This window comes from Bifidobacterium sp. ESL0745, assembly GCF_029433335.1.
GTDB lineage: Bacteria > Actinomycetota > Actinomycetes > Actinomycetales > Bifidobacteriaceae > Bifidobacterium.
Genome location: NZ_JAQTHX010000001.1, coordinates 219,470 through 239,639, shown reverse-complemented (window position 1 = coordinate 239,639; position 20,170 = coordinate 219,470). Strand labels below are relative to the sequence as shown.

At 54.4% G+C, this 20,170-nt stretch carries 16 protein-coding genes and 1 pseudogene; 2 read left to right on the top strand and 15 right to left on the bottom strand.

Annotation, left to right across the window (positions count from 1 at the left end):
- Positions 1–56: 56 nt before the first annotated feature.
- Positions 57–677, bottom strand: coding sequence for a hypothetical protein (locus tag PT275_RS00820; protein ID WP_277151423.1), 621 nt, complete (start codon positions 675–677; stop codon positions 57–59).
- Entirely contained in the window at positions 658–1,947 is a 1,290-nt protein-coding gene (locus tag PT275_RS00815; RefSeq protein ID WP_277151420.1) for an ATP-binding protein, read from the bottom strand. The genes PT275_RS00820 and PT275_RS00815 overlap by 20 nt, the downstream gene beginning before the upstream one ends.
- A 70-nt stretch (positions 1,948–2,017) precedes the next feature.
- Here PT275_RS00815 and PT275_RS00810 point away from each other — a divergent pair, with 70 nt between their 5' ends.
- Both PT275_RS00810 and PT275_RS00805 read left to right on the top strand, forming a co-directional pair.
- Positions 2,018–2,173: a DUF3418 domain-containing protein gene (locus tag PT275_RS00810; protein ID WP_277151418.1), complete on the top strand. Its 156-nt coding sequence runs from the start codon at positions 2,018–2,020 to the stop codon at positions 2,171–2,173.
- A 402-nt stretch (positions 2,174–2,575) separates the two neighbouring features.
- Positions 2,576–3,349: a hemagglutinin gene (locus PT275_RS00805; protein WP_277153601.1), complete on the top strand. Its 774-nt coding sequence runs from the start codon at positions 2,576–2,578 to the stop codon at positions 3,347–3,349.
- Positions 3,350–3,478: 129 nt separating this feature from the next.
- Here the strand turns inward: PT275_RS00805 and PT275_RS00800 are convergent.
- The 13 genes and pseudogenes from PT275_RS00800 to PT275_RS00735 all read right to left on the bottom strand — a co-directional run bounded on the left by PT275_RS00800 (position 3,479) and on the right by PT275_RS00735 (position 20,145).
- A pseudogene (locus PT275_RS00800) lies at positions 3,479–4,706 on the bottom strand (MFS transporter).
- Positions 4,707–4,987: 281 nt separating this feature from the next.
- Complete coding sequence (locus PT275_RS00790) at positions 4,988–6,325, bottom strand: glutamine synthetase family protein (protein WP_277151411.1); 1,338 nt, start codon at positions 6,323–6,325, stop codon at positions 4,988–4,990.
- 318 nt (positions 6,326–6,643) lie between these two features.
- Positions 6,644–7,300 carry a beta-phosphoglucomutase gene (pgmB, locus tag PT275_RS00785; RefSeq protein WP_277151409.1) on the bottom strand — a complete coding sequence of 219 codons (657 nt, stop codon included), beginning with the start codon at positions 7,298–7,300 and terminating at the stop codon, positions 6,644–6,646.
- A 169-nt stretch (positions 7,301–7,469) separates the two neighbouring features.
- Complete coding sequence (gene priA, locus PT275_RS00780) at positions 7,470–8,201, bottom strand: bifunctional 1-(5-phosphoribosyl)-5-((5-phosphoribosylamino)methylideneamino)imidazole-4-carboxamide isomerase/phosphoribosylanthranilate isomerase PriA (protein ID WP_277151407.1); 732 nt, start codon at positions 8,199–8,201, stop codon at positions 7,470–7,472.
- A gap of 112 nt (positions 8,202–8,313) precedes the next feature.
- Positions 8,314–9,012 (bottom strand): imidazole glycerol phosphate synthase subunit HisH, encoded by a 699-nt coding sequence (hisH, locus tag PT275_RS00775; protein WP_277151405.1) that lies wholly within the window; start codon positions 9,010–9,012, stop codon positions 8,314–8,316.
- Positions 9,013–9,262: 250 nt separating this feature from the next.
- Positions 9,263–10,003 (bottom strand): hypothetical protein, encoded by a 741-nt coding sequence (locus tag PT275_RS00770; RefSeq protein ID WP_277153600.1) that lies wholly within the window; start codon positions 10,001–10,003, stop codon positions 9,263–9,265.
- 239 nt (positions 10,004–10,242) lie between these two features.
- Positions 10,243–10,845 carry an imidazoleglycerol-phosphate dehydratase HisB gene (hisB, locus tag PT275_RS00765; protein ID WP_277151403.1) on the bottom strand — a complete coding sequence of 201 codons (603 nt, stop codon included), beginning with the start codon at positions 10,843–10,845 and terminating at the stop codon, positions 10,243–10,245.
- A 91-nt stretch (positions 10,846–10,936) separates the two neighbouring features.
- Positions 10,937–12,100 carry a histidinol-phosphate transaminase gene (locus PT275_RS00760; RefSeq protein WP_277151401.1) on the bottom strand — a complete coding sequence of 388 codons (1,164 nt, stop codon included), beginning with the start codon at positions 12,098–12,100 and terminating at the stop codon, positions 10,937–10,939.
- 206 nt (positions 12,101–12,306) lie between these two features.
- Positions 12,307–12,705, bottom strand: coding sequence for a GNAT family N-acetyltransferase (locus PT275_RS00755; protein ID WP_277151399.1), 399 nt, complete (start codon positions 12,703–12,705; stop codon positions 12,307–12,309).
- Positions 12,706–12,787: 82 nt separating this feature from the next.
- Positions 12,788–14,185 carry a histidinol dehydrogenase gene (gene hisD, locus PT275_RS00750; RefSeq protein WP_277151397.1) on the bottom strand — a complete coding sequence of 466 codons (1,398 nt, stop codon included), beginning with the start codon at positions 14,183–14,185 and terminating at the stop codon, positions 12,788–12,790.
- Positions 14,186–14,533: 348 nt separating this feature from the next.
- Entirely contained in the window at positions 14,534–18,103 is a 3,570-nt protein-coding gene (dnaE, locus tag PT275_RS00745; protein ID WP_277151395.1) for a DNA polymerase III subunit alpha, read from the bottom strand.
- Positions 18,104–18,310: 207 nt separating this feature from the next.
- Positions 18,311–19,045: an MIP/aquaporin family protein gene (locus PT275_RS00740; RefSeq protein WP_277151393.1), complete on the bottom strand. Its 735-nt coding sequence runs from the start codon at positions 19,043–19,045 to the stop codon at positions 18,311–18,313.
- A 362-nt stretch (positions 19,046–19,407) separates the two neighbouring features.
- A complete protein-coding gene (locus PT275_RS00735) occupies positions 19,408–20,145 on the bottom strand; it encodes a triose-phosphate isomerase family protein (RefSeq protein ID WP_277151391.1) in 738 nt (245 codons plus the stop codon).
- Between the last annotated feature and the right edge of the window lie 25 nt (positions 20,146–20,170).

The window sequence follows — 20,170 nt, the reverse complement described above, 5'->3', positions numbered from 1 at the left end:
GACAACAAGAACAGCTAAAAGGACTTACACAAGAATCTGCTTACACGAGACAGCCGTCATTTCAGCAAATCGGCCAGCATGAAATCTCCGGGCTCATTCACGGTGTGTTGCCGGTAAGCATTCAGCGCGCCAACCAGTTCCGTTTCGTCGTCCCAATAAGGTTTAAGGAAACTATATTCCTTTACATCCGCCATGCGGAGTTCTGTGGTGCAAAATTTGCTTGGCTTGGCATTTTTGCCAAGGCTGCGCTTGTTTCTTTCATACCACTTGCGAAACTGCTGATCTTGGCCTTCCCGGTAGAGCACAAGCATCTCGATTTCAGGATGAGTGATGATGTTGATTGCATGAACAGGATGTAAACGCGTGGTGTATGTCTCTCTGAATTTCAGGCCATGCTTCTGTTGATCTTTGACACTCAGCACAAATACGTCGTTTCCATAGTCCTCATTGAGGAAAGCGTCTTCTATCCGTCTTTCATGGCGTTCGTTGGTAAACCAGTGAACGTCAGTTTCATCTTCATCTGCACTGTCATCTTGTACAATCTGCGCTCGATCGAGAAACGTCAGATCGTGCTCGATTAGCTTGGTGACGATGACACCTTCGGCCACTCCTTCACAAGAGAACAACACCAAGCCGTTACCGATAATTCTTTGTAGTTTATTTATCTTGTTCGGCATTGCTGTCACCCCTCACTTGTTGAGCAACATAATCTCGCACCGCCTTGAGATTAGCTGCCTTAGGTGCCGTACCACCGATATAGTTCGAAATGAAGACCTCGCTGCGTTTCAGCTCACCGCGCTTGACCTTCGAAGAATATTTGACGGTTTCCACCTGATCATCGCGGTCCTGAGACCGACGGAAGATGTAGATGTTATCAGTCCGATTAACCAAATCGAGCAATTCTGGATAATGCGTCGTAAATACCAGTGTGGCTCCGTACGGGTTTGTTTTCCGAGCTACGAAAAGATTGATGATGACCCGCACGAGTTCCTTGTTCATGCTGTTTTCAATCTCATCGATGAGAAAATAACCACCCGTTTTCAGCACACGTATAGCCATCGAAATCATTCTGGAGCCACGTTGCGTACCCGACGAAAGCAAGCCTTGAACAGCGTTTTGTCCCAAGACATGTTCACTCTCTTCATTGACGAACCGAATATGCGTCTTTCTTTCCTCGTCGACTTGAAAATATTCCACACTGTCGTCGAAGACATGCAAAATCGGTCCCGCTATCGAACTGATTCTCATAAATGGATTTGGAGAATAAGACATATAAGCATTAAGTTGTCTTTCCCCTCTTTGAGCTGCCCCCATTTGCGCGCCGTTTCTCTGGGTCGCAAAAGGTAATGCAATGCTCGAAAAAGGCGAAAGATAGCTCATCGCTTCCGCAGTCAGGTACGTGTGCCGATCCGATTGCTTGCCCCCGTTCTGTCCACCCGTTTCACGCTGTTTAACAAGAATCGCCTTGCCTTTGAAAAGCAAAAAATCCTTAAGCTGGGCTTTGGTCGGGAAACGCTGTCCATGGAACTGATATAAGGACTCCCTGACAAATTCGAAAGCACCGTCGTCTGACCCATCAGCATTTTCCCCGGCATTAACGGAACGCTGCAATTCGGACTCAAGAAGATAAAACTTATCCTGAGCTTCAAAAATGGCCCGTAGCATCAACGAATCATCGCACGAAGACAACACACCCAAACTAGTGGTGCCCGTCAGAGCATCAAGCACAAAAAACAGCGCCTGCAACGCAGTCGTCTTTCCTGTGGCATTGACCCCCGTGAAACATACAACATTCTGGGAATAGACAGCGCTATTTTTAGGTCCGAGACGGATAACACCAGACTTAGGACCATAAGGTTTAACGGGTTTTTCGGCAAAAAAATCCAAATCCAAAGTTTTATTTTTAAAAGGCTTAACACCTGTCAGAGCAACATGAAGCAGTCGCATTTGCCCTCCTTTGGTATGCTATAAACAAATTATATGTTTATAGCATACCAAAGGAGATAACATTCCCCTTTTGGATAAGTTTCGTTTTCAGCGCCGCGAGGCATTCGGCAAGCAGGTGGAACAAGACCGTTCGAAGCTCGAGGAATTCTACGTTTCCCTGTGGGCGCAGGAACTGGGCACGAAACCCCCCGCCAGCCTCAAGCGCATAAGAAAAATACTGTCTTAATCGACATACCCTCCGTTTGCCACACCGCTGTTTCATCAACTGGTGGATCTCGCCGCACGCGGCAGCCGACGGAAATCCGTTTGTTTTGCAATTGGTTTATTCAACTTGACTTGCTTGACCTGACCTGACCTGTTTTGATTGACTTTGCCCGATTTCGACGACTGCCACCCGACAAATCGGAATTGTTGAATAGCGATTCCCGTAACCACGACTTTTCTGCCGGTAAACTTTTAAGGGGCAGACGATAGCATGGCTAACGTGGCATCTTCTTCTTCCAAGTCTCGCAACCGTTCCCACTTCCTCACCAAGTTTGTCGCGACCTGCAAACGCAAGTGGCGCAAGGCCGGCGTGCCTGCCAAGGTGGGGGCGGTACTTGGCGGCATCGTCGCGGTGATTTGCGTGATGGCCCTGATAATGGGGCTGATTCGCATGGTCCAGTGGCATATTGAGGTCACCAACGCACAAAAACGGCAGGAAGAGATGGTGCAGAAATACGATTTCGACCCCGGCAACATCATCTCCGACGCGCAATTCTTCAACGCCGATGCCATGAGTCAGGCGGAGGTGCAGGCCTTCATCATCAAGCACGGCCCGAACTGCACCTCGGCCAATTGCCTGCCTCTCAAAACCTTCGACACCCAAGACGTGTCCGCCAACGCACAGTGCAAAGCCTACAAAGGCGCCAAAGCCGAGTCTGCAAGCGCCATCATCTACAAGTCCTCGCAAGCCTGCGGCATCAGCGAAAAAGTCCTGCTCACCGTAATGCAAAAGGAACAACACCTCATCGGCTCGGCCAACCCCACTGATTTTCAGTACAAAGCGGCCATGGGCCTGAGCTGCCCGGATGATGCCGACTGCGACCCGCAATACGCCGGGTTCTTCAACCAGGTCTACGGATCGGCAAAACGGTTCAAGTACTATCAGACCCACGAAGACAAATACGGCTACCACGTCAACACGCTCAATTACGTGCAATATCATCCGAACAAAAGCTGCGGCGGCACCCAAGTCTATATCCGCAACCAGGCCACGGCCTTGCTCTACGTCTACACGCCTTACCAGCCCAACACCGCCTCGCTCAAGGCCGGGTTCAACGAAGGCGATTCGTGTTCCAGTTATGGCAACCGCAACTTCGCCCTGATCTACAACAACTGGTTCGGCGACCCGCGCAAATAGTCGGAATTGAATATCATCCAAATACCATTCATTCCTGTTTATCGTTGCAATCGGTCAATCAGGACATCCGCTTGTTTCTTGTCTTTACCTATTTGAGCATTCATAAGATTGGATAAGGATTTCTCCGACCTATTTGATATACCGGCGCAACAATGTCGTTACGACTATGGCCAACAGGGCGAAAATCGCGCCGAACAGACCGAGCCAAGTCAGGCCGAACACACTGTTGACCAAGCCACCGACGGCCGAACCCAGCGCAATGCCGATATTGAACGACATCGAGTTTAGCGATGAGGCCAGGTTGAGGCAGCCGGGGTGGGAGGCTTCCGCAACATCCATGTAGAGCACTTGCGAGGCTGAGTTCTGCAGGTACATCAACATGCCAAGGGCAATGAGCAATGGCACGCCAAGCCACGGCAGTAAATGGACGAGTGGCAATGTGCAAAGGCAAACCATCTGGGTAAGGTAGATGGGACGAATCCGCGCCAACGGTTCGACACCCCTGCCCCGATCCGCCAACTTTCCGCCGTAAAGGTTGCTCCACAGGCAGGCCAGACCGAAAACAACCAGCCCGGCGCTCAGATATTGAGTCGGGACATGAATTTCATCGCGCATGATGGGCGTCAGATACGTATAGAACACATAGCTTGCCGCAGCCCCACAAAGCACAGCGGCAACGCCAAGATCAATACGCGGGTCGAAGAAGAGCTTGAATTGTGCGAGGAAGCCGATGTGCTGCATCTGGCCGCTGCGAGGCAGCACCGCAATCATGAGGATCATCAGCACCACGCTCAGGGCCACGATCAGCCAAAACGTCCAGCGCCAGCCACACACAACGGCAAGCCACGTTCCCACCGGCACACCCGCCACGGACGCCAGCGAAAATCCGGAGAACACCCACGCAATGAATTTCGTGCGATGCTGCGGATCGGTGACCTCGCCGGAATACGTCATTGACATCGCCACCAACGTGCCGGAAACCAACGCGATGACCATGCGGGCCACCACAAGAAACGCAAAATTCGTCGCCACGGCACATAAAACGTTGCCCAAAATAAACACGGCGGTAAGCGTCAGATGCGTGGGAAAACGCGGAAAGCTACCGCTCAACGGCCGAGCCGATGGGTGTAGCCGGTGCATAGACGAAAGCGAATATCGATACCAGATTGCCCACAGCGACTTCGGAAACGGAAAGCCCGCGCGCCACATCAGGGAGGATACCGACGACGATGAATTCGCTCATTCCCAGCATGAAGCTCATGGCAACAAGAGTGAACACCGGAAGGTTCCAAAAACGGGTTTTCCCGTCAGATGGTGAGGTGTTTTGTTCACTGCCTGTTTGGGCGCTGCCGTGCATTCCTTTGCCGTCTGCGTATACACTCGCCTGCGCCATTTTTCCCAACCTTGCAGCTCTTGATGCGCCACGTTCCCATTACTGTCGCAACGCCTTCATCATCGAATAGTACGAACGGGACATGTCAAAAAGTGCGCAAACACGCCCGAACTCCCACCTTCGGAAAGTGGAAAAACAATGTCAATCGCATATAAAATCCGAAAGCCCACACTCTGGTATCGGCATGCAGGCTCTCGGACAGTTTATTGTTTCCGCTCTATACCCCGTGTTAGGAGAAGAGAGGTTTAGAGCTTGGGCAAAAACTCCTCGAGCTCGTAGCGCGTGACCTGGCGGCGGTAATCCTCCCACTCCTGGCGCTTGTTGCGCAGGAAGTACTCGAAAACGTGCTCACCCAGGACGCCGGCGACGAAATCGGATTTCTCCATCACCTTGAGCGCCTCGTCAAGGCTTTCCGGCAACGGCTCGATGCCCATGGCCTTGCGTTCGGCGTCGGTCAGGTCCCAAACCGCGTCGCTGGTGGGTTCGCAAAGCGTCATCTTCTGCTCGATGCCGTCGAGACCGCTGGCCAAGAGCACCGAGAACGCGAGATACGGATTGGCCACCGGGTCGAGCGCACGATATTCCATGCGCGCCGAATTGCCCTTGCCAGGCTTGTACTGCGGGATGCGCAGCAGCGCGGAGCGGTTGTTGTGGCCCCAGCACACGTAGCTCGGGGCCTCATTGCCGCCCCACAGACGCTTGTAGGAATTGACGTACTGGTTGGTGATTGCGCTGATTTCGCGCGCATGGTAAAGGATGCCGGCGGCGAACTGGCGGGCGATCAGCGACATATTGAATTCCTGGCCGGCCTCGTAGAAGGCGTTGGAATCACCCTCGAAAAGACTCAGATGGGTGTGCATACCGCTGCCGGGCTGGTCGGTCAGAGGCTTGGGCATGAAGCTGGCATGGATGCCGCGTTCCAGCGAAATCTCCTTGACCACGGTACGGAAGGTCATGATGTTGTCGCTGGTCGCCATCGCGTCGGCGTAACGCAGATCGATCTCGTTCTGGCCCGGGCCGACCTCGTGGTGCGAGTATTCGACGGAGATGCCCATCTGCTCCAACATATTGACGGCGGCACGGCGGAAGTCCATCCCCGGGCTGCGCGGCACGTGATCGAAGTAGGTGCCGTAGTCGACGGGCGTGGGCGGCTTGCCCCAATCGTCCTGCTGCTCGAAGAGATAGAATTCGATTTCTGGATGGACGTAGAAGGTGAAGCCCTTCTCCTTGGCCTTTTGAAGCTCCTGCTCCAGTACGTGGCGCGGGTCGCCGAGCGAGGGCTCGCCGTCGGGGGTGAGGATGTTGCAGAACATGCGGGCGGTGCCTTGCGGGCCGTCACGCCACGGCAACAATTGGAAGGTGGACGGATCCGGCTTGACGATCATATCGTCTTCGGAAACACGGGTCATGCCCTCAATCGCCGAGCCGTCGAAGCCGAGGCCTTCCTCGAAGGCGTCCTCGAGTTCGGCCGGTGCAATGGCCACGGACTTCAGCGTCCCCAGCACGTCGGTGAACCACAAACGAATAAATCGCACATCGCGTTCCTCGACGGTGCGCAAGGCGAATTCCTGCTGTTTATCCATAGTCACTATGGTCTCACGGCATTATTACATTCCAGTTAAAATTGAGAATCGCAGTAAATGTTTCGCTGTTTTGGGCCTGTCGTTCCAGACAAACCATCACATTCTCATTTCAGAACGTGGGGAAAGTTACGATATTCTCTATTTAAAGTTGTGCAAACAGTTACGACACTCCTCCACTTTTGTAGTGCAAACAGATATGATATTCCCTACTTCAGTTCATTGAAACAAACAAAAAGGCCGGCGGACAACAATTTGGAATCTGCGTCATTCCGCCATTCCTAGTCTGCCGTTGGTCATCCTGCCTCTAATATTGCGAAATTATCGGTGTTCCCACGCCTTCTCGATATCGTCATAGCTAAGCGCGGCGGTATCGGGCACCAGCAACTTGGCATGCCCAAGTTCATTTGGGCTACCCACACCCACCGAAAACGAACCTGCGGCGTTGATGGCGGTGATTCCGGCGACCGAATCCTCAAGTCCGACGCAATCTTCGGGTTTTTCACCAATCTCGGAAGCCGCCTCCAGGAAGATGTCCGGAGCAGGCTTGCCTGCGGCCACCTTGCTCGGATCGGCTATGGCGTCGAAGGTATCGGAAAGCCCCAGCTTCTCAAGGATGAATGGCCCGTTCATGCTCGCGGAAGCCAACGAAAGCTTTACACCATGCCGTTTCATCTGCTCGATCAGTTCGGGGATGCCCGGAAGGATATCGGACGACGTCAAACCGGACAGCAGTCCGCGATAGGCCTCGTTCTTTTCGGCGGCCAACGCGTCGAACTGCGCCTGCGTCACCATGATTCCGAGATAATTCAAGATCACCTTAAGCGAGTCAGCACGGCTGACGCCTTTGGTTTTCTCTTCCAGCTCATCAGGCAGTTCGCGGTCGAAATGGTCCTTGACCAGTTTACGCCACGCCTGGAAGTGATAAACAGCGGTATCGGCGATCACGCCGTCCAAATCAAAAAGTGCGCCCTTCATTCCCTTTCCCCTTTATACTCAAGTCACATCCATGCGATATCGCATCCAGCGTGACATCGCCTATGTGCATCAACGCATTCTAGTCTCGTGCAAATAAAACCGGCGTGTTATTTGCTATTTACGCTCTTAAAAATACTGTGAGAATTGAATATCGATTACGAAACGCTCATTATCGATTCTCACGTGCCATTTCAAGAGCCTGACGGAGTGTGAAGGCATGAGCATAAAGGGACTTGCCGAGAATGGCCGCGTCCACGCCCACGCTTTCCAGCTTCGAGACCGCCCGGATATCCTCAAGACTCGAAATGCCACCGGAAGCGGTGACATGGGCCGGCGTGCGTTCGGCCACCTCACGCAACAGACCAAGGTTCGGCCCGTCCATCATGCCGTCATGGGCTACGTCAGTGACGACATACCGTTGGCAGCCAGCTTCATCGAGCATCTTCATCGTCTCGAACAGGTCGCCACCCTTACTGGTCCAACCACGACCGGCCAGCGTATGGCCTTTGACGTCAAGGCTGATGGCTACTTTGTCGCCATATGTCTTGATGACTTTTGCGGTCCACTCCGGATTTTCCAGCGCTGCCGTGCCGATATTAACGCGGGACGCCCCCGCTTCGAAAACCGCCTCGATGCTTGCATCGTCACGAATGCCGCCGCTCATTTCGATATGGACTTTGTCGCCCAGTCTTTCACCGATTTCGCGTAGCTTCGAACGGTTGTCGCCGGTGCCGAACGCAGCATCGAGATCAACCAGATGAATCCAGTTCGCCCCTTCATCGGCCCAGGTTTGCGCCGCCTGATAGGGACTGCCATAATCAGTCTCGGAACCGGACTTGCCTTGGCGAAGCCGCACGGCCTTGCCACCTCGGACATCAACGGCCGGAAGCAATGTCAACATGTTGTCTCCTTTGAGTCAAATGGTATTCGTTCACAAACATACATTAGGCGATATGGTTTGCAGGTCTTACGCGCTTTGAAACGCAACGCAACCATATTGCACATTTTTCGTGTTACAACATTGCGGCCCAGTTTTTGAGCAACTGGGCGCCAGCTTCGCCAGACTTCTCAGGGTGAAACTGGGTGGCCGAAAGCGGACCGCGTTCATAGGAAGCCACGAAATGGCTACGCCCGTAATCACACCATCCCACTTTTTGATTTTTGACATCATCAATTGGGACTTGTGCATGACCACGACAGCCATCAAACCCGGAGACACTCGGATCAACGGAGACGAGACGGTTTTTGGAAATATTCGCACTCATGGATGCGTATGAATGCACAAAATAGAAACGTTCGTTTTCAATCCCATGCAGAATCACCGAATCATCGGGGACGCTGATCGTGTCCCAGCCCATGTGCGGCACTACGTCCGCATCGAGAAAATCCACGCTGCCATCGATGACACCAAGACCTTCACACGCCGTTCCGCCTTCCGTGCCTTGCGTGAACATGATCTGCAGCCCGACGCACACACCGAGTACCGGACGTCCTGCGGCAAGTCTGCCGAGGATGACCTGATCACCACCCACTGCTTTGAGCCCGTCCATGCACGCTGCGAACGCGCCAACACCAGGTACCACCAGGCCATCGGCCTCAAGCGCCTGCCCGCGGTTGCTGGTCAACGTAGGCTCAAGCCCGATATGGGCGAGCGCGCGCATCATCGAACGCACATTGCCGAATCCGTAATCAAATACGACTACTTCTGTCATGCCCGATTCCCTCCATTGTCTTTTTCTCACCCGAATCTAAAAACCATTCCAAGTATCACGCACCAGGGTTCGCGAAGCCTGCGAGAATCCAGCATCCGAAATCTTGCCACTTCTTGCCGGAGCGACAATGAAACTCCCGTTGTCACACACATATTGAATACCGGAACTATCGCACCGCATCGGTTTGAAGCGACATTATCGGACCTACAAAGCGAGCGGTGACGGACGAATCGCGTCAAAACAAATGCCGTCACTCGATGTTGGGTTTGCCGCGGCCACGCATACGGGTATGCTCGGCAATCACCTGCAACGCCTTCTTGCGGTCGAAATCCGCGGTCGGCACCACATGCTCGCCTTGCTCTTTCAGCCCGGCGACATCGGTGATACCCAGCATCAGGTCCTCGACGCACTTGGGCGTGGTGGTGAATAGCACCGGCGGCGCAAACTGCTGGCCCGGTTCACCGGCCATGTAAAGCGTGGAGACGAGCTTGTCCGCACGATTGACGGAAAGTACCGCTGGCATGCCGTTGACCACGCTGGTGAGGTCTTTCGCCGCACCTTCGGGCGCATCGCCATCGAGGTTATGAAGGACGGCCACGGCCCCGTTTTCGTCGGCCACGCAGTCGGCGGAGATGTCCGCGATCTGGCAGAATGCAGCTAGCAGATCCGCGGAAATCAGCCTGGTGATGAGCACGGCCACCTTGGCCCGGTTGCCGATAAGACCTTCCAGCTCCTCGTCAAAGTCCATCTTGTCGAGTTCATCGGTGATTTTGCGGTCGGAGCGCTTGGAGGCATCATCTTCGCCGGCCATACCGGAATCGACGGAATCGTTACTGCCTTGATCCATGACACGACCCGAAACATCATTGCCGGCGCGAGGATCCTTTCCGTTTGCGGCATCACCGCTGCCGGCATTCCCGCCATCGGGCTCGTCCGCAAATTCCTTCTCAAAACCGGCGAGGGCCGCTTCCAATTCCTCATCGCTGAACAGCTCGTCGTTTTCATCGAAAGAATCGCCGGAACCGTTGGTATCGACGGAATCCTCAAAACTGTCGGCATTATTGGCGCCGATGGGGTTGTTAGAACCTTTCAGGCCTTCAGAATCGTTGGTGTCATTGGCCTTGCCTGCATTGTTAGCATCATTGGCATCGTTCGCGTTGTTGGCATCGTCGGCATTGTCGAAATTCTTGAAGTCGTCGTTATCTTTGTCATCGTCACGACGTTCACTCATCACAGCGCCCCTTTGGTGCTCGGAATGATGCCGGCGATACGAGGATCGGGCTCGACCGCGAAACGCAGCGCACGGGCCAGCGCCTTGAACTCGGCTTCAGCGATATGGTGCGGATCGCGGCCTGCCAGCACCGTCATGTGCAGGCAGAGATCGGCGTGGAAGGCGATGGATTCCATGACGTGGCGAACCAGTGAGCCAGTGAAATGCCCGCCGATCATGGCATATTCAAAACCGGCAGGTTCGCCGGTGCACACGGCGTACGGACGGCCGGAAATATCGACCACCGCACGGGCCAACGCTTCATCGAGCGGAACCGTGGCATCGGCGAACCGGCGGATACCGCGCTTGTCACCCAACGCCTGCTTCAGCGCCTCGCCGAAAACGATGGCCGTGTCCTCCACGGTATGGTGTACGTCGATGTCGGTGTCGCCCTTGGCCCTGATCTTCAGATCGATCAGCGAATGTTTACCAAGCGCATTCATCATGTGGTTATAGAAGGGTACTGAGGTCTCGATGTCGGTTTTGCCGGTGCCATCAAGATTCAGGCTCAGTTCAACCTTGGATTCGCTGGTCTGCCGCACTATCGTCGCCGTTCTTGCCATGTCCGCTCCTTTTCGCTGGTTCACACACATCTCAAGTCGTACACCATCATAATTCATAGCGGAGTCAGACGGAATACCGCAAGCATTACAACTATTCGTTTTCGAGCTGTGCCAGCACTTGTGTCAACGTCTCGCGGAAACGGGCCATCTCCTCGTCGGTGCCCATGCACACACGCAACCAGCCGTCCGGGCCGACCACACGAATCAGTACGCCGCGCTTCAACAGCTCGTCGAAAATGCGCTCGCGATCTTCGAATGAACCACCAAAGAGGACAAAATTGGATTGGGAATCAGCGACCTGAAGCGGCTTGCCATGCCAAGTCTGGGTTTTCAGCCATGCGGCCGTCGCCTCGCGGGTTTCGCGCAGATGTTTTACCTGGCTGAGCTGTTCGTCGGTGTGTTTGAACGCGGCGAGCGCCGTGGCCTGGGTGACAGCAGAAAGGTGGTAGGGCATGCGCACGATACGCACACAATCGACGATGCCCTGGTCAGCGGCCAGATAGCCTACGCGCGCACCAGCGAAAGCAAAAGCCTTGCTCATGGTGCGGCTTACGGCAAGGTTCGGGTATTTCACGAGCAGTTGAAGCGCCGTCGGCGTGCCGGGAGCACGGAATTCGATATAGGCCTCATCCACCACGACCACCGGATGCACACCTTCTGCCGCCCTATCGACCTTGGCGTTTTGTGCGGCTTTCAGCACGGCTTCCAGCTGGCCCATCGGCAGAATGGTGCCAGTCGGGTTGTTCGGGCTGGTCAGAAGGATAATCGAGGGTTGCTCCCGATCGATCGCGGCAAGCAACGCATCTAGATCGAGCGAAAAATCAGCGTTGCGCTTGACGGTAATCCACTTGGTGAACGTGTCACGCGCATATTCGGGGTACATGGAATAGGTCGGATCGGCGCCCAACGCCTTGCGTCCCGGTCCGCCAAAGGCTTGGAACAGCTGCAGCATGATCTCGTTGCTGCCGTTGGCGCCCCACAGCTGCTCGACGCCGAGCTCCACACCGGATTCACGTGCAAGGTAGTCCGAAAACGCCTGACGCAGCTTGGTGTGCTCACGATCCGGGTAACGGTTGAGCGTCGGGGCGATTTTGCGCACGTCCTCGGCTATTTCGTTGACGACATCCGGCGCAGGCTGGTACGGATTCTCATTGACGTTCAGGCACACCGGCACGTCGAGCTGTGGCGCCCCGTAAGGCTCCTCTCCGATGAGGTCGTTACGCAGCGGCAGATTCTGTGGAATCGAATTGGTCATCTTGCTCTTCCCTTCATTTCGACAATGTCCTGTTTCCAGCATTCGGTACCGGCCATGCAAGAAAACGGTCACTGAACCACTCTAAATGACCACTTTCTAGCATCTTACCGACTCCATGGCAAAAAGTGCTCACTGAGCAGCTGAAATGAACACTTTTCTGCATCTCATCGCACTTCATGTTGGGAAAACGGCCACCAACCTCATTCCTAGAACGGCCGTCTGGCAATCATGAACGCGTTGTCGGCATGGCGGAAACCTATGCGGGGATAATATTGCATTGCTTTATCTGCCGCCAGCAGCACCAACGACACATCCGACCCAATCGTACTGCGAACGCCGTCAACCAGTTTTCGGCCGATACCCTGAGGTTGGTAATCCCTGTCGACTGCCAGATCGGAGAGATAACAGGCGTAGCTGAAATCGGTCAATGCACGTGCCACGCCGACAAGACGCTTGCCGTCCCACGCCGTCCATAAGACATCGGCATGGTCGAGCATTTCCTGCAACCTGGCCAAATCCTTGGTCGGGCGATGGATTCCGGATCGATCGAACACAGAAGCAAGTTGCTCGGCAGTGATGCTCCGTTCATGTGCGTAGGCGATCATATCCGGTTTCCTCCCGATAATTTCAATAGCCTCGGGGTCAGCAGTTTCAGACCGCCGAGCCCGAGGCCGAGAATGAAATGACCTACTTGCGCAGGCCGGCCTTGCGTTCCTGCTCTTTGAGCGTGGCCTTGTCGTACGGGTCGTCGACGAAACGGCTCAGCACGCACTCGCCGTGGGCCGGAAGGTCCTCGGAGACCGCAAAGGCATTGATCAGCGAAGCCAATGGTTTGAGACCCTGCTCGTCGTATTCGATGACTTCAATCGGCTTCATGAAGGTGTGCACGCCAAGGCCGCAGGCGAAGCGGGCGGTGCCACCGGTGGGCAAAACGTGGTTGGAGCCGGACATGTAGTCGCCCAGCGGAACCGGCGAATACGGCCCGCGGAAGATGGCGCCGGCGTTCTTGATACGCGGCACGACCTCGTCCGGGTTTTCGGTCTGAATCTCCAGGTGCTCGGCAGCGTAGGCGTTGGCGGCATCCACCGACTGGTCCAAATTGTCGGTCAAAATGATGCCGGACTGGCGACCGGTGAGCGAAGTGGCGACGCGCTCGTGCGACATCGTCTTCGGAACGCGATAATCAAGGCTTTCCTGAGTCTTCTTGGCCAGCTCCTCGCTGTCGGTGATCAGGACGGAACCGGCGAGCTCGTCATGTTCAGCCTGACCGATCAAATCGGCAGCCACCCAGCTCGGATTGGCGGTCTTGTCCGCGAGAATCGCGATTTCGGTGGGCCCGGCGACCGCGTCGATGCCGACGATGCCGGAAACCATGCTCTTGGCCGTGGCCACAAAGATGTTGCCCGGCCCGGTGATCTTGTCGACCGGCTCGCACAGCACTTCGCCGTCCTGCGGCTCGCTTCCATTGGCACCGTAAGCGAACATGGCGATGGCCTGCGCCCCGCCGACCGCGTAGACTTCCTCGACGCCGAGGATCGCACAGGTGGCGAGGATGGTCTTGTTGGGCAGACCGTCATTATCGGCGCTGGGAGGCGTGGCGATGGCCAGCGACGAGACGCCCGCGACCTGCGCTGGCACGGCATTCATGATCACGGAAGTCGGGTAGACGGCCTTGCCACCGGGCACATACAGGCCGACGCGCTCGATCGGCACCCAGCGTTCGGCAACGCGAGCACCCTCGGCCAAATCGGTGTAGAAGTCCTTGGGAACCTGCGAGTGGCAGACCTTGCGGATGCGGCGCACCGACTCCTCGATGGCGGCGCGGACTTCGGGGTCAAGCTCTTTCAGCGCGCTTTGCATCGCTTCGACGGGCACGCGCAGATGGTGCGGGCGAATGTGATCGAATTTCTCCTCGAAATCACGCAAGGCAGCAGCTCCGCGGGCCTTGACATCATCGAGAATAGGGCGCACAGCGCTGCTGGCTTCGTTCGTGCCCATTTCAGCTCGGGGCATGGCTTCCAACATCTGTGCGCGGGTGAGGCGCTTTCCGCGCAGGTCAATAATTCGCATGGTGTTATCGCTCATACTTGTCTATCGTATTCTGCATGCGATACCATCATTCTCTCGCACTCACATGCTGAGATAGTGTGGGAAAACGGTCCGCTTTCATCGACAAAGAAGAACAGCAGATCGACAGACAGATGACGCGAAACCCCCGACTTGCGATTGACCGAGGTCTCATTGTGCCAAACTACCGAAAACGGATATAGTGACGATTTGAGGCTTTCCCAATATTACAGGCAAACCAAAAGATGAAATATTCGAAAATACCATGACGAATCTTTCGATTTTTGGTTCTTGAGGCGTCAACAGGTCATCAAACGAGGCGATCGGGGCACAGAAACCGATTGCGGCACCAAGCGCCGAAGAAGTCTATGACGCCGGCAGACACTTGGGACCGAAAAGAATCTTGATCTCAGCAAAAAGCTCTGTTTCCCGTTTTATGCGAAACCGATCGCCGAATGTCAGCACCTGCGCGTTTCCCTCGGAATCCATAATGGCCAGTTTGACTTCGCAGACACCGGGATGGTTGGTGAGTATCTTTCCCAGCTCCATGACGTGGGACCGATTCAAAGCGGTCTGCGGCAGCGTGAGCACCAATGGCCGCTCATCGTCGGCGACAAGATTCGGCACGGTCATTTCATTGGCCCGTAAACTCACCGTTTCGTCACGCAGTTCGACCTGCCCACGAATCTTCACCACCTCATCGACGGCCATGGATTCAGCAGCTGACGTATATGCCTTGCCAAAGAACATGCACTGAATGGAACTTTCCATGTCCTCCACCGTGACGATGGCCCAAGGGTTGCCCTTCTTGGAGACACGACGATCCACCGAGGTGATAAGCCCCGCGATGGTGACCTGCTGGCGATCATCCATTTTCGGCGCGCTATTGATCAGCTGCGCGATGGACATGTCACGCATGCGGTTCAGCACTGACGCCATGCCGGAAAGAGGATGGTCGGAAACGTAAAGGCCGAGCATCTCGCGCTCGAAGTTGAGCTTGGTCTTCTTGTCCCATTCCTCGATATCGGGGACGGTGACCTGGGCGTCTCCCATCGCGTCGGCAGCGGACCCGTCATCGTCCCCATCGCTTCCCAAGTCGCTGAACAGGTCGAACTGACCTTCTGCCTGCTTGCGTTTGAGGCTTACGACCGAATCGATCGCGGATTCATGGATCTGGAAAAGCGCGCGACGGTTCGGGTCGATGGAGTCGAAGGCGCCTGCCTTAATCAGCGATTCCACCAAACGCTTGTTCAGGGCGCTCAACGGCACACGACGAATGAAGTCCATGAAGTTGACGAACTTGCCGCGTTTGCTCTCGCGCTCGGCGATGATGTCCTGCACGGCCTTGTCGCCCACGTTGCGGATGGCACCGAGACCGAAACGAATGATATCGCCGACAGGCGCGTATTCAAGTCGCGATTCGTTGACGTCCGGAGGCAGTACCTTGATACCCATACGCCGCGCCTCGCCCAAGTAGAGCGCGGTCTTGTCCTTGTTGCTGCGTTCGTTCTGCAGCAGGGCGGCCATGAATTCCACTGGATAGTGGGTCTTCAAATACGCTGTCCAGTAGGAAATCAGGCCGTACGCGGCGGAATGCGCCTTGTTGAACGCATAGCCGGAGAACGGTACAAGAATGTCCCAGACGTCCTGTGCGGCCTTGCGCGAGTAGCCGTGCTCCTTCATACCTTCAAAGAATGGCCCCTGCTCTTTGGCCAGCACTTCGGGCTTCTTTTTGCCCATCGCACGTCGCAGCACATCCGCTCGGCCCAGCGAGTAGCCGGCAAGGATTCGCGCGGCGGACTGCACCTGTTCCTGGTAGACGATCAGACCATAGGTTTCATCGAGCACCGGGGCAAGCGCCTCGGCCACCTCGTCATTGATCGGGGTGATCTCCTGCAAACCGTTCTTGCGCTTGGCATAGTTGTTGTGCGAATCCATATCCATCGGGCCCGGTCGGTACAGGGCGATGAGTGCGGATATATCGTTGAAGTTATCGGGCTTGAGGCTTTTGAGCAGGGCCCGCATCCCGTCGCCATCGAGCTGGAAGACGCCGAGGGTGTCGCCTCGTGTCAACAGCGCATAGGTTTCCTTGTCATCCAACGGAATCTTGGTATAGTCGATGGGCTTCTTGCCGTTCAACTCGATGTTTTTCAAGGTGTCGCGGATGACGGTCAAGTTGGACAGGCCGAGGAAGTCGTTTTTGACCAATCCCAGCGTTTCGCAGGTATGGTATTCGAAAGTCGTGGTCACGGTGCCGTCGGTGCGTTCCAGCAGCGGTGAGGTGTCGGTGATCGGCGTGGCCGACATGATGGTGGCGCAGGCGTGCACACCGGTCTGGCGAATCAGGCCTTCGATGCCCTTGGCTTGGTCGGTGATGCGTCGTGCATCCGGGTCGGAATCATAAAGCTCGCGGAATTCGCGCGCCTCGGCGTATCTCTTGGAGGTCGGGTCGAACATGTCTTTGAGGCTTGCGTCCTTGCCGTTCTTGCTTGGCGGCAACGCCTTGGTGATTTTGTCGCCCACCGCGAAATCGTACCCCATGATGCGGGCGGAATCCTTCAGCGCCTGCTTGGTTTTGATGGTGCCGTAGATGACGCACTGCGCCACCTTGTCGTGACCGTATTTATCGGCCACGTAATCGAGCACCTTCTGCCGGCCTTCCGGGTCGAAGTCGATATCGATATCAGGTAGGGAGACACGTTCCGGGTTGAGGAAGCGTTCGAAGATCAGGCCGTGCTTCAGCGGGTCGAGTTCGGTGATACCCATCGCGTAAGCTACCATGGAGCCTGCAGCGGAACCACGGCCAGGGCCGACCATCACGCCGTGGGTTTTGGCCCAGTTGATGTAGTCGGCAACCACGAGGAAGTAGCCGCAGAACTGCATCTGGCAGATCACGCCGCATTCATAGTCGGCCTGTTTGCGCACGTCATCGGGCACATTGCCGTCGTAGCGCTTTTCAAGACCCTGCTGCACATCATGAAGGAAGAGCGAGGTTTCGTCCCAACCGTCCGGACAGTCGAAAAGCGGCATAAACGCACCGTCCTCGTGGTCATCGAACATGACATTACAGCGTTCGGCCACTTCCAATGTATTGTCGCAAGCCTCGGGCAAATCCTTGAAAAGCTCGCGCATTTCTTCGGCGGACTTGATGTAGTAGCCGGAACCATCGAATTTGAATCGGTTGGGATCGTCCAGATGCGAGCCGGAATTGATGCAGAGCATCGCGTCCTGCGAACCACGGTCGGCTTCATGGACGTAGTGGGAATCGTTGGTGGCGATGATGGGGGCATCCAGGTCTTTGGCGATCTTGAGCAGGTCAGTGGACACGCGCCGTTCGATCTCAAGATTGTGGTCCATCAGTTCGATATAGAAATTATCCTTACCAAAGATGTCCTGTAGCTGGTGGGCGGCACGCAATGCTTCTTTATATTGCCCCAAGCGCAAACGGGTCTGGATAATGCCAGATGGGCAGCCGGAAGTACCAATAACGCCTTTATGGTATTTTTCCAAGACCTCGTAATCCATACGCGGCCATTTACCTACGCGACCCTCGAGATTGGCCACCGACGAAGCTTTCATGAGGTTTCTTAGGCCCTCATCATTTTCTGCCCAAAGCGTCATGTGAGTGATGAAGCCACCACCGGAGACGTCATCGCTGCGCTGGGCTTCGGTGCCCCAACGTACACGGGTCTTATCCGTCCTCGACGTTTCAGGTGTGACATAGGCTTCGATACCGATAATCGGCTTGATACCGGCGCTGACAGCAGTGCTCCACATCTCGTAGGCACCATGCATATTGCCATGGTCGGTGATGCCGACAGCCGGCATATCAAGCTCTTTGGCGCGGTTCACCAAATCGGGAATCTTGGACGCACCATCAAGCAACGAATAATGGGTATGGTTGTGTAATTGAACGAAATTTCCCGATTGAGCCATAGTATCCACGATACTGAGTCGAGCCGACTACGGCAATGGTTGTTTGTATTAAAAAATGACCTTTCGACACAGCGTACAGGAACTGTGTCAAAAGGCCATTTCACTTCATAGACAAATTGAAAAAAGTTTCCAACCAGCCTAATCAGTCAACTTATGTTTCATAGCACCTCCATAAATGGAAGCAAAATCATTCCTCACCAATTTGGATCAGAGGAAGAAGCAAACCTTGAGAATGCCAATGCCGAAGGTCGCGCCAAGGATAGGAGCAACCACCGGGATCCACGCATCGCCCCAGCGAGATGAACCCTTGTTCGGAATCGGAAGGATCTGATGAAGAAGACGAGGCATAAGATCACGGGCAGGGTTCAATGCAGCACCAGTGGAGCCACCCATTGAGGTGACCATGGAGGTGATGATCAGACCAAGGACAATGCCGGCGGTGGCAGGATATTTCTTGCCCCAAGGAAGCTGCATGCAGGCAACAGAAGCAAAGGCCATCACAGCGGTGGCGATGAATTCTGTTACGAAGTAGTTAACCTTGTTGCCAGTCGCATCGAAGGTGCAGAAGCTGCCGAAAATCAGATCAGGATCGGTCTCAATCTTGTAATGCGGCTGATAGATGATGTAGACAACCAGCTGGCCCACGAAAGCACCAAGCATCTGTGCAATCGCATACGGAAGCACTTCCGACCACGGGAAGAAGCCACTGATGGCCTGGCCCAAGGACATTGCAGGATTAAGATGAGCTCCGGAAACCGAGCCGAACATGATAACAGGGACCATCACGCCGAGACCGTAGCCCAACGCTATGTTAAGCCAGCCGGAAGCGTAACCCTTTGTCTTCTTCAGATTCGTATTTGCAACGGAACCGTTACCAAGAATCAGAAGAATCATCGTACCTAAGAATTCTGCTGCAAGCTTCTCAAAAAGAGTGAATTGCATTCTATCTTCTTTCTCAAACTCAGAATATGGACATCCATATTCGATCGAATTGTTTAATAATTGAACAGAACCACGTTATTCTGTCCAGGTTGATGCGCTCGTTTCACATTCATTGTCGAAGACAAACGTTCAACTTTTACGTGATGTCAGAAACCGATTACTCCTCTCTTTCTCTTCTATTGATCTCAAGATGAACGGTTGGGTGATATGACCGCATATCCACCAGGTAAATATGCGATCATATCTTGGAACCCAATCTTCATGCGAATCTCGATTATTGAATGAAGTCATTCATTACTTTGATTTGTTTGTCTCTGTCGACTATTGCCAGAGACAAACAAATCAAAACTGAAACCACATTCCTAATCAACGAGATTCACAGCCTCTTCGACAACGGAAATAAACGCTTTCGGATCATGAGCAAAGCGCCCCAAGAACAGACCATCGACAGACGGCCAGATTTCAGTGAGCAGTCCTGGTCCCGCAGATCCGCCATACAGAACATTAGCGTCCCGGTAACCGGATATCGCTTGCTTGAGGTACTCACAAACCGTCTTGACATAACTGGTCGGAGCAGGATGCTCAGCACCAATCGCCCATCGCGGTTCATAAGCAATCCAAAGAGGATAGCCTTGCTCTTTTCCTACAACCGAATGAATCTCTTTGATGCAGTAGGCAGCAGCCTCTTCAGGCTCCATAACCTTATCTTCACCTACGCAAAGAAGAGGAGTCAGGTTGTTACGCCAAGCAGCAGCTACCTTCTTGCTGATGAGCTCATCATCTTCATGGTAGAGCCTTCTGCGCTCGATATGCCCGATCTCAGCTACCGAGCCACCGAGTGCAGCCACATCAGCCGGCGAAACCTCGCCCGTGTATGCACCACGATCTTCATCGCAAATATCCTGAGAACCCACACGAATACCTTCAGGAAGAAGCAGACGTGCGGCATCCGGCAGAGTCAGAAAATCTGGCAAGAAAGCCATCGTCAGCTTTCTCTTCGAGAGATTCCTTTCGCTTACAAGCTTTGCCAAGTCCTCACAGTATTTGATGGTTCGCTCGCGAGGGAAATACATTTTGAGACTTAATGCAATAACTGTCATGCTAAACTTCTTTCAAGTCTAACGA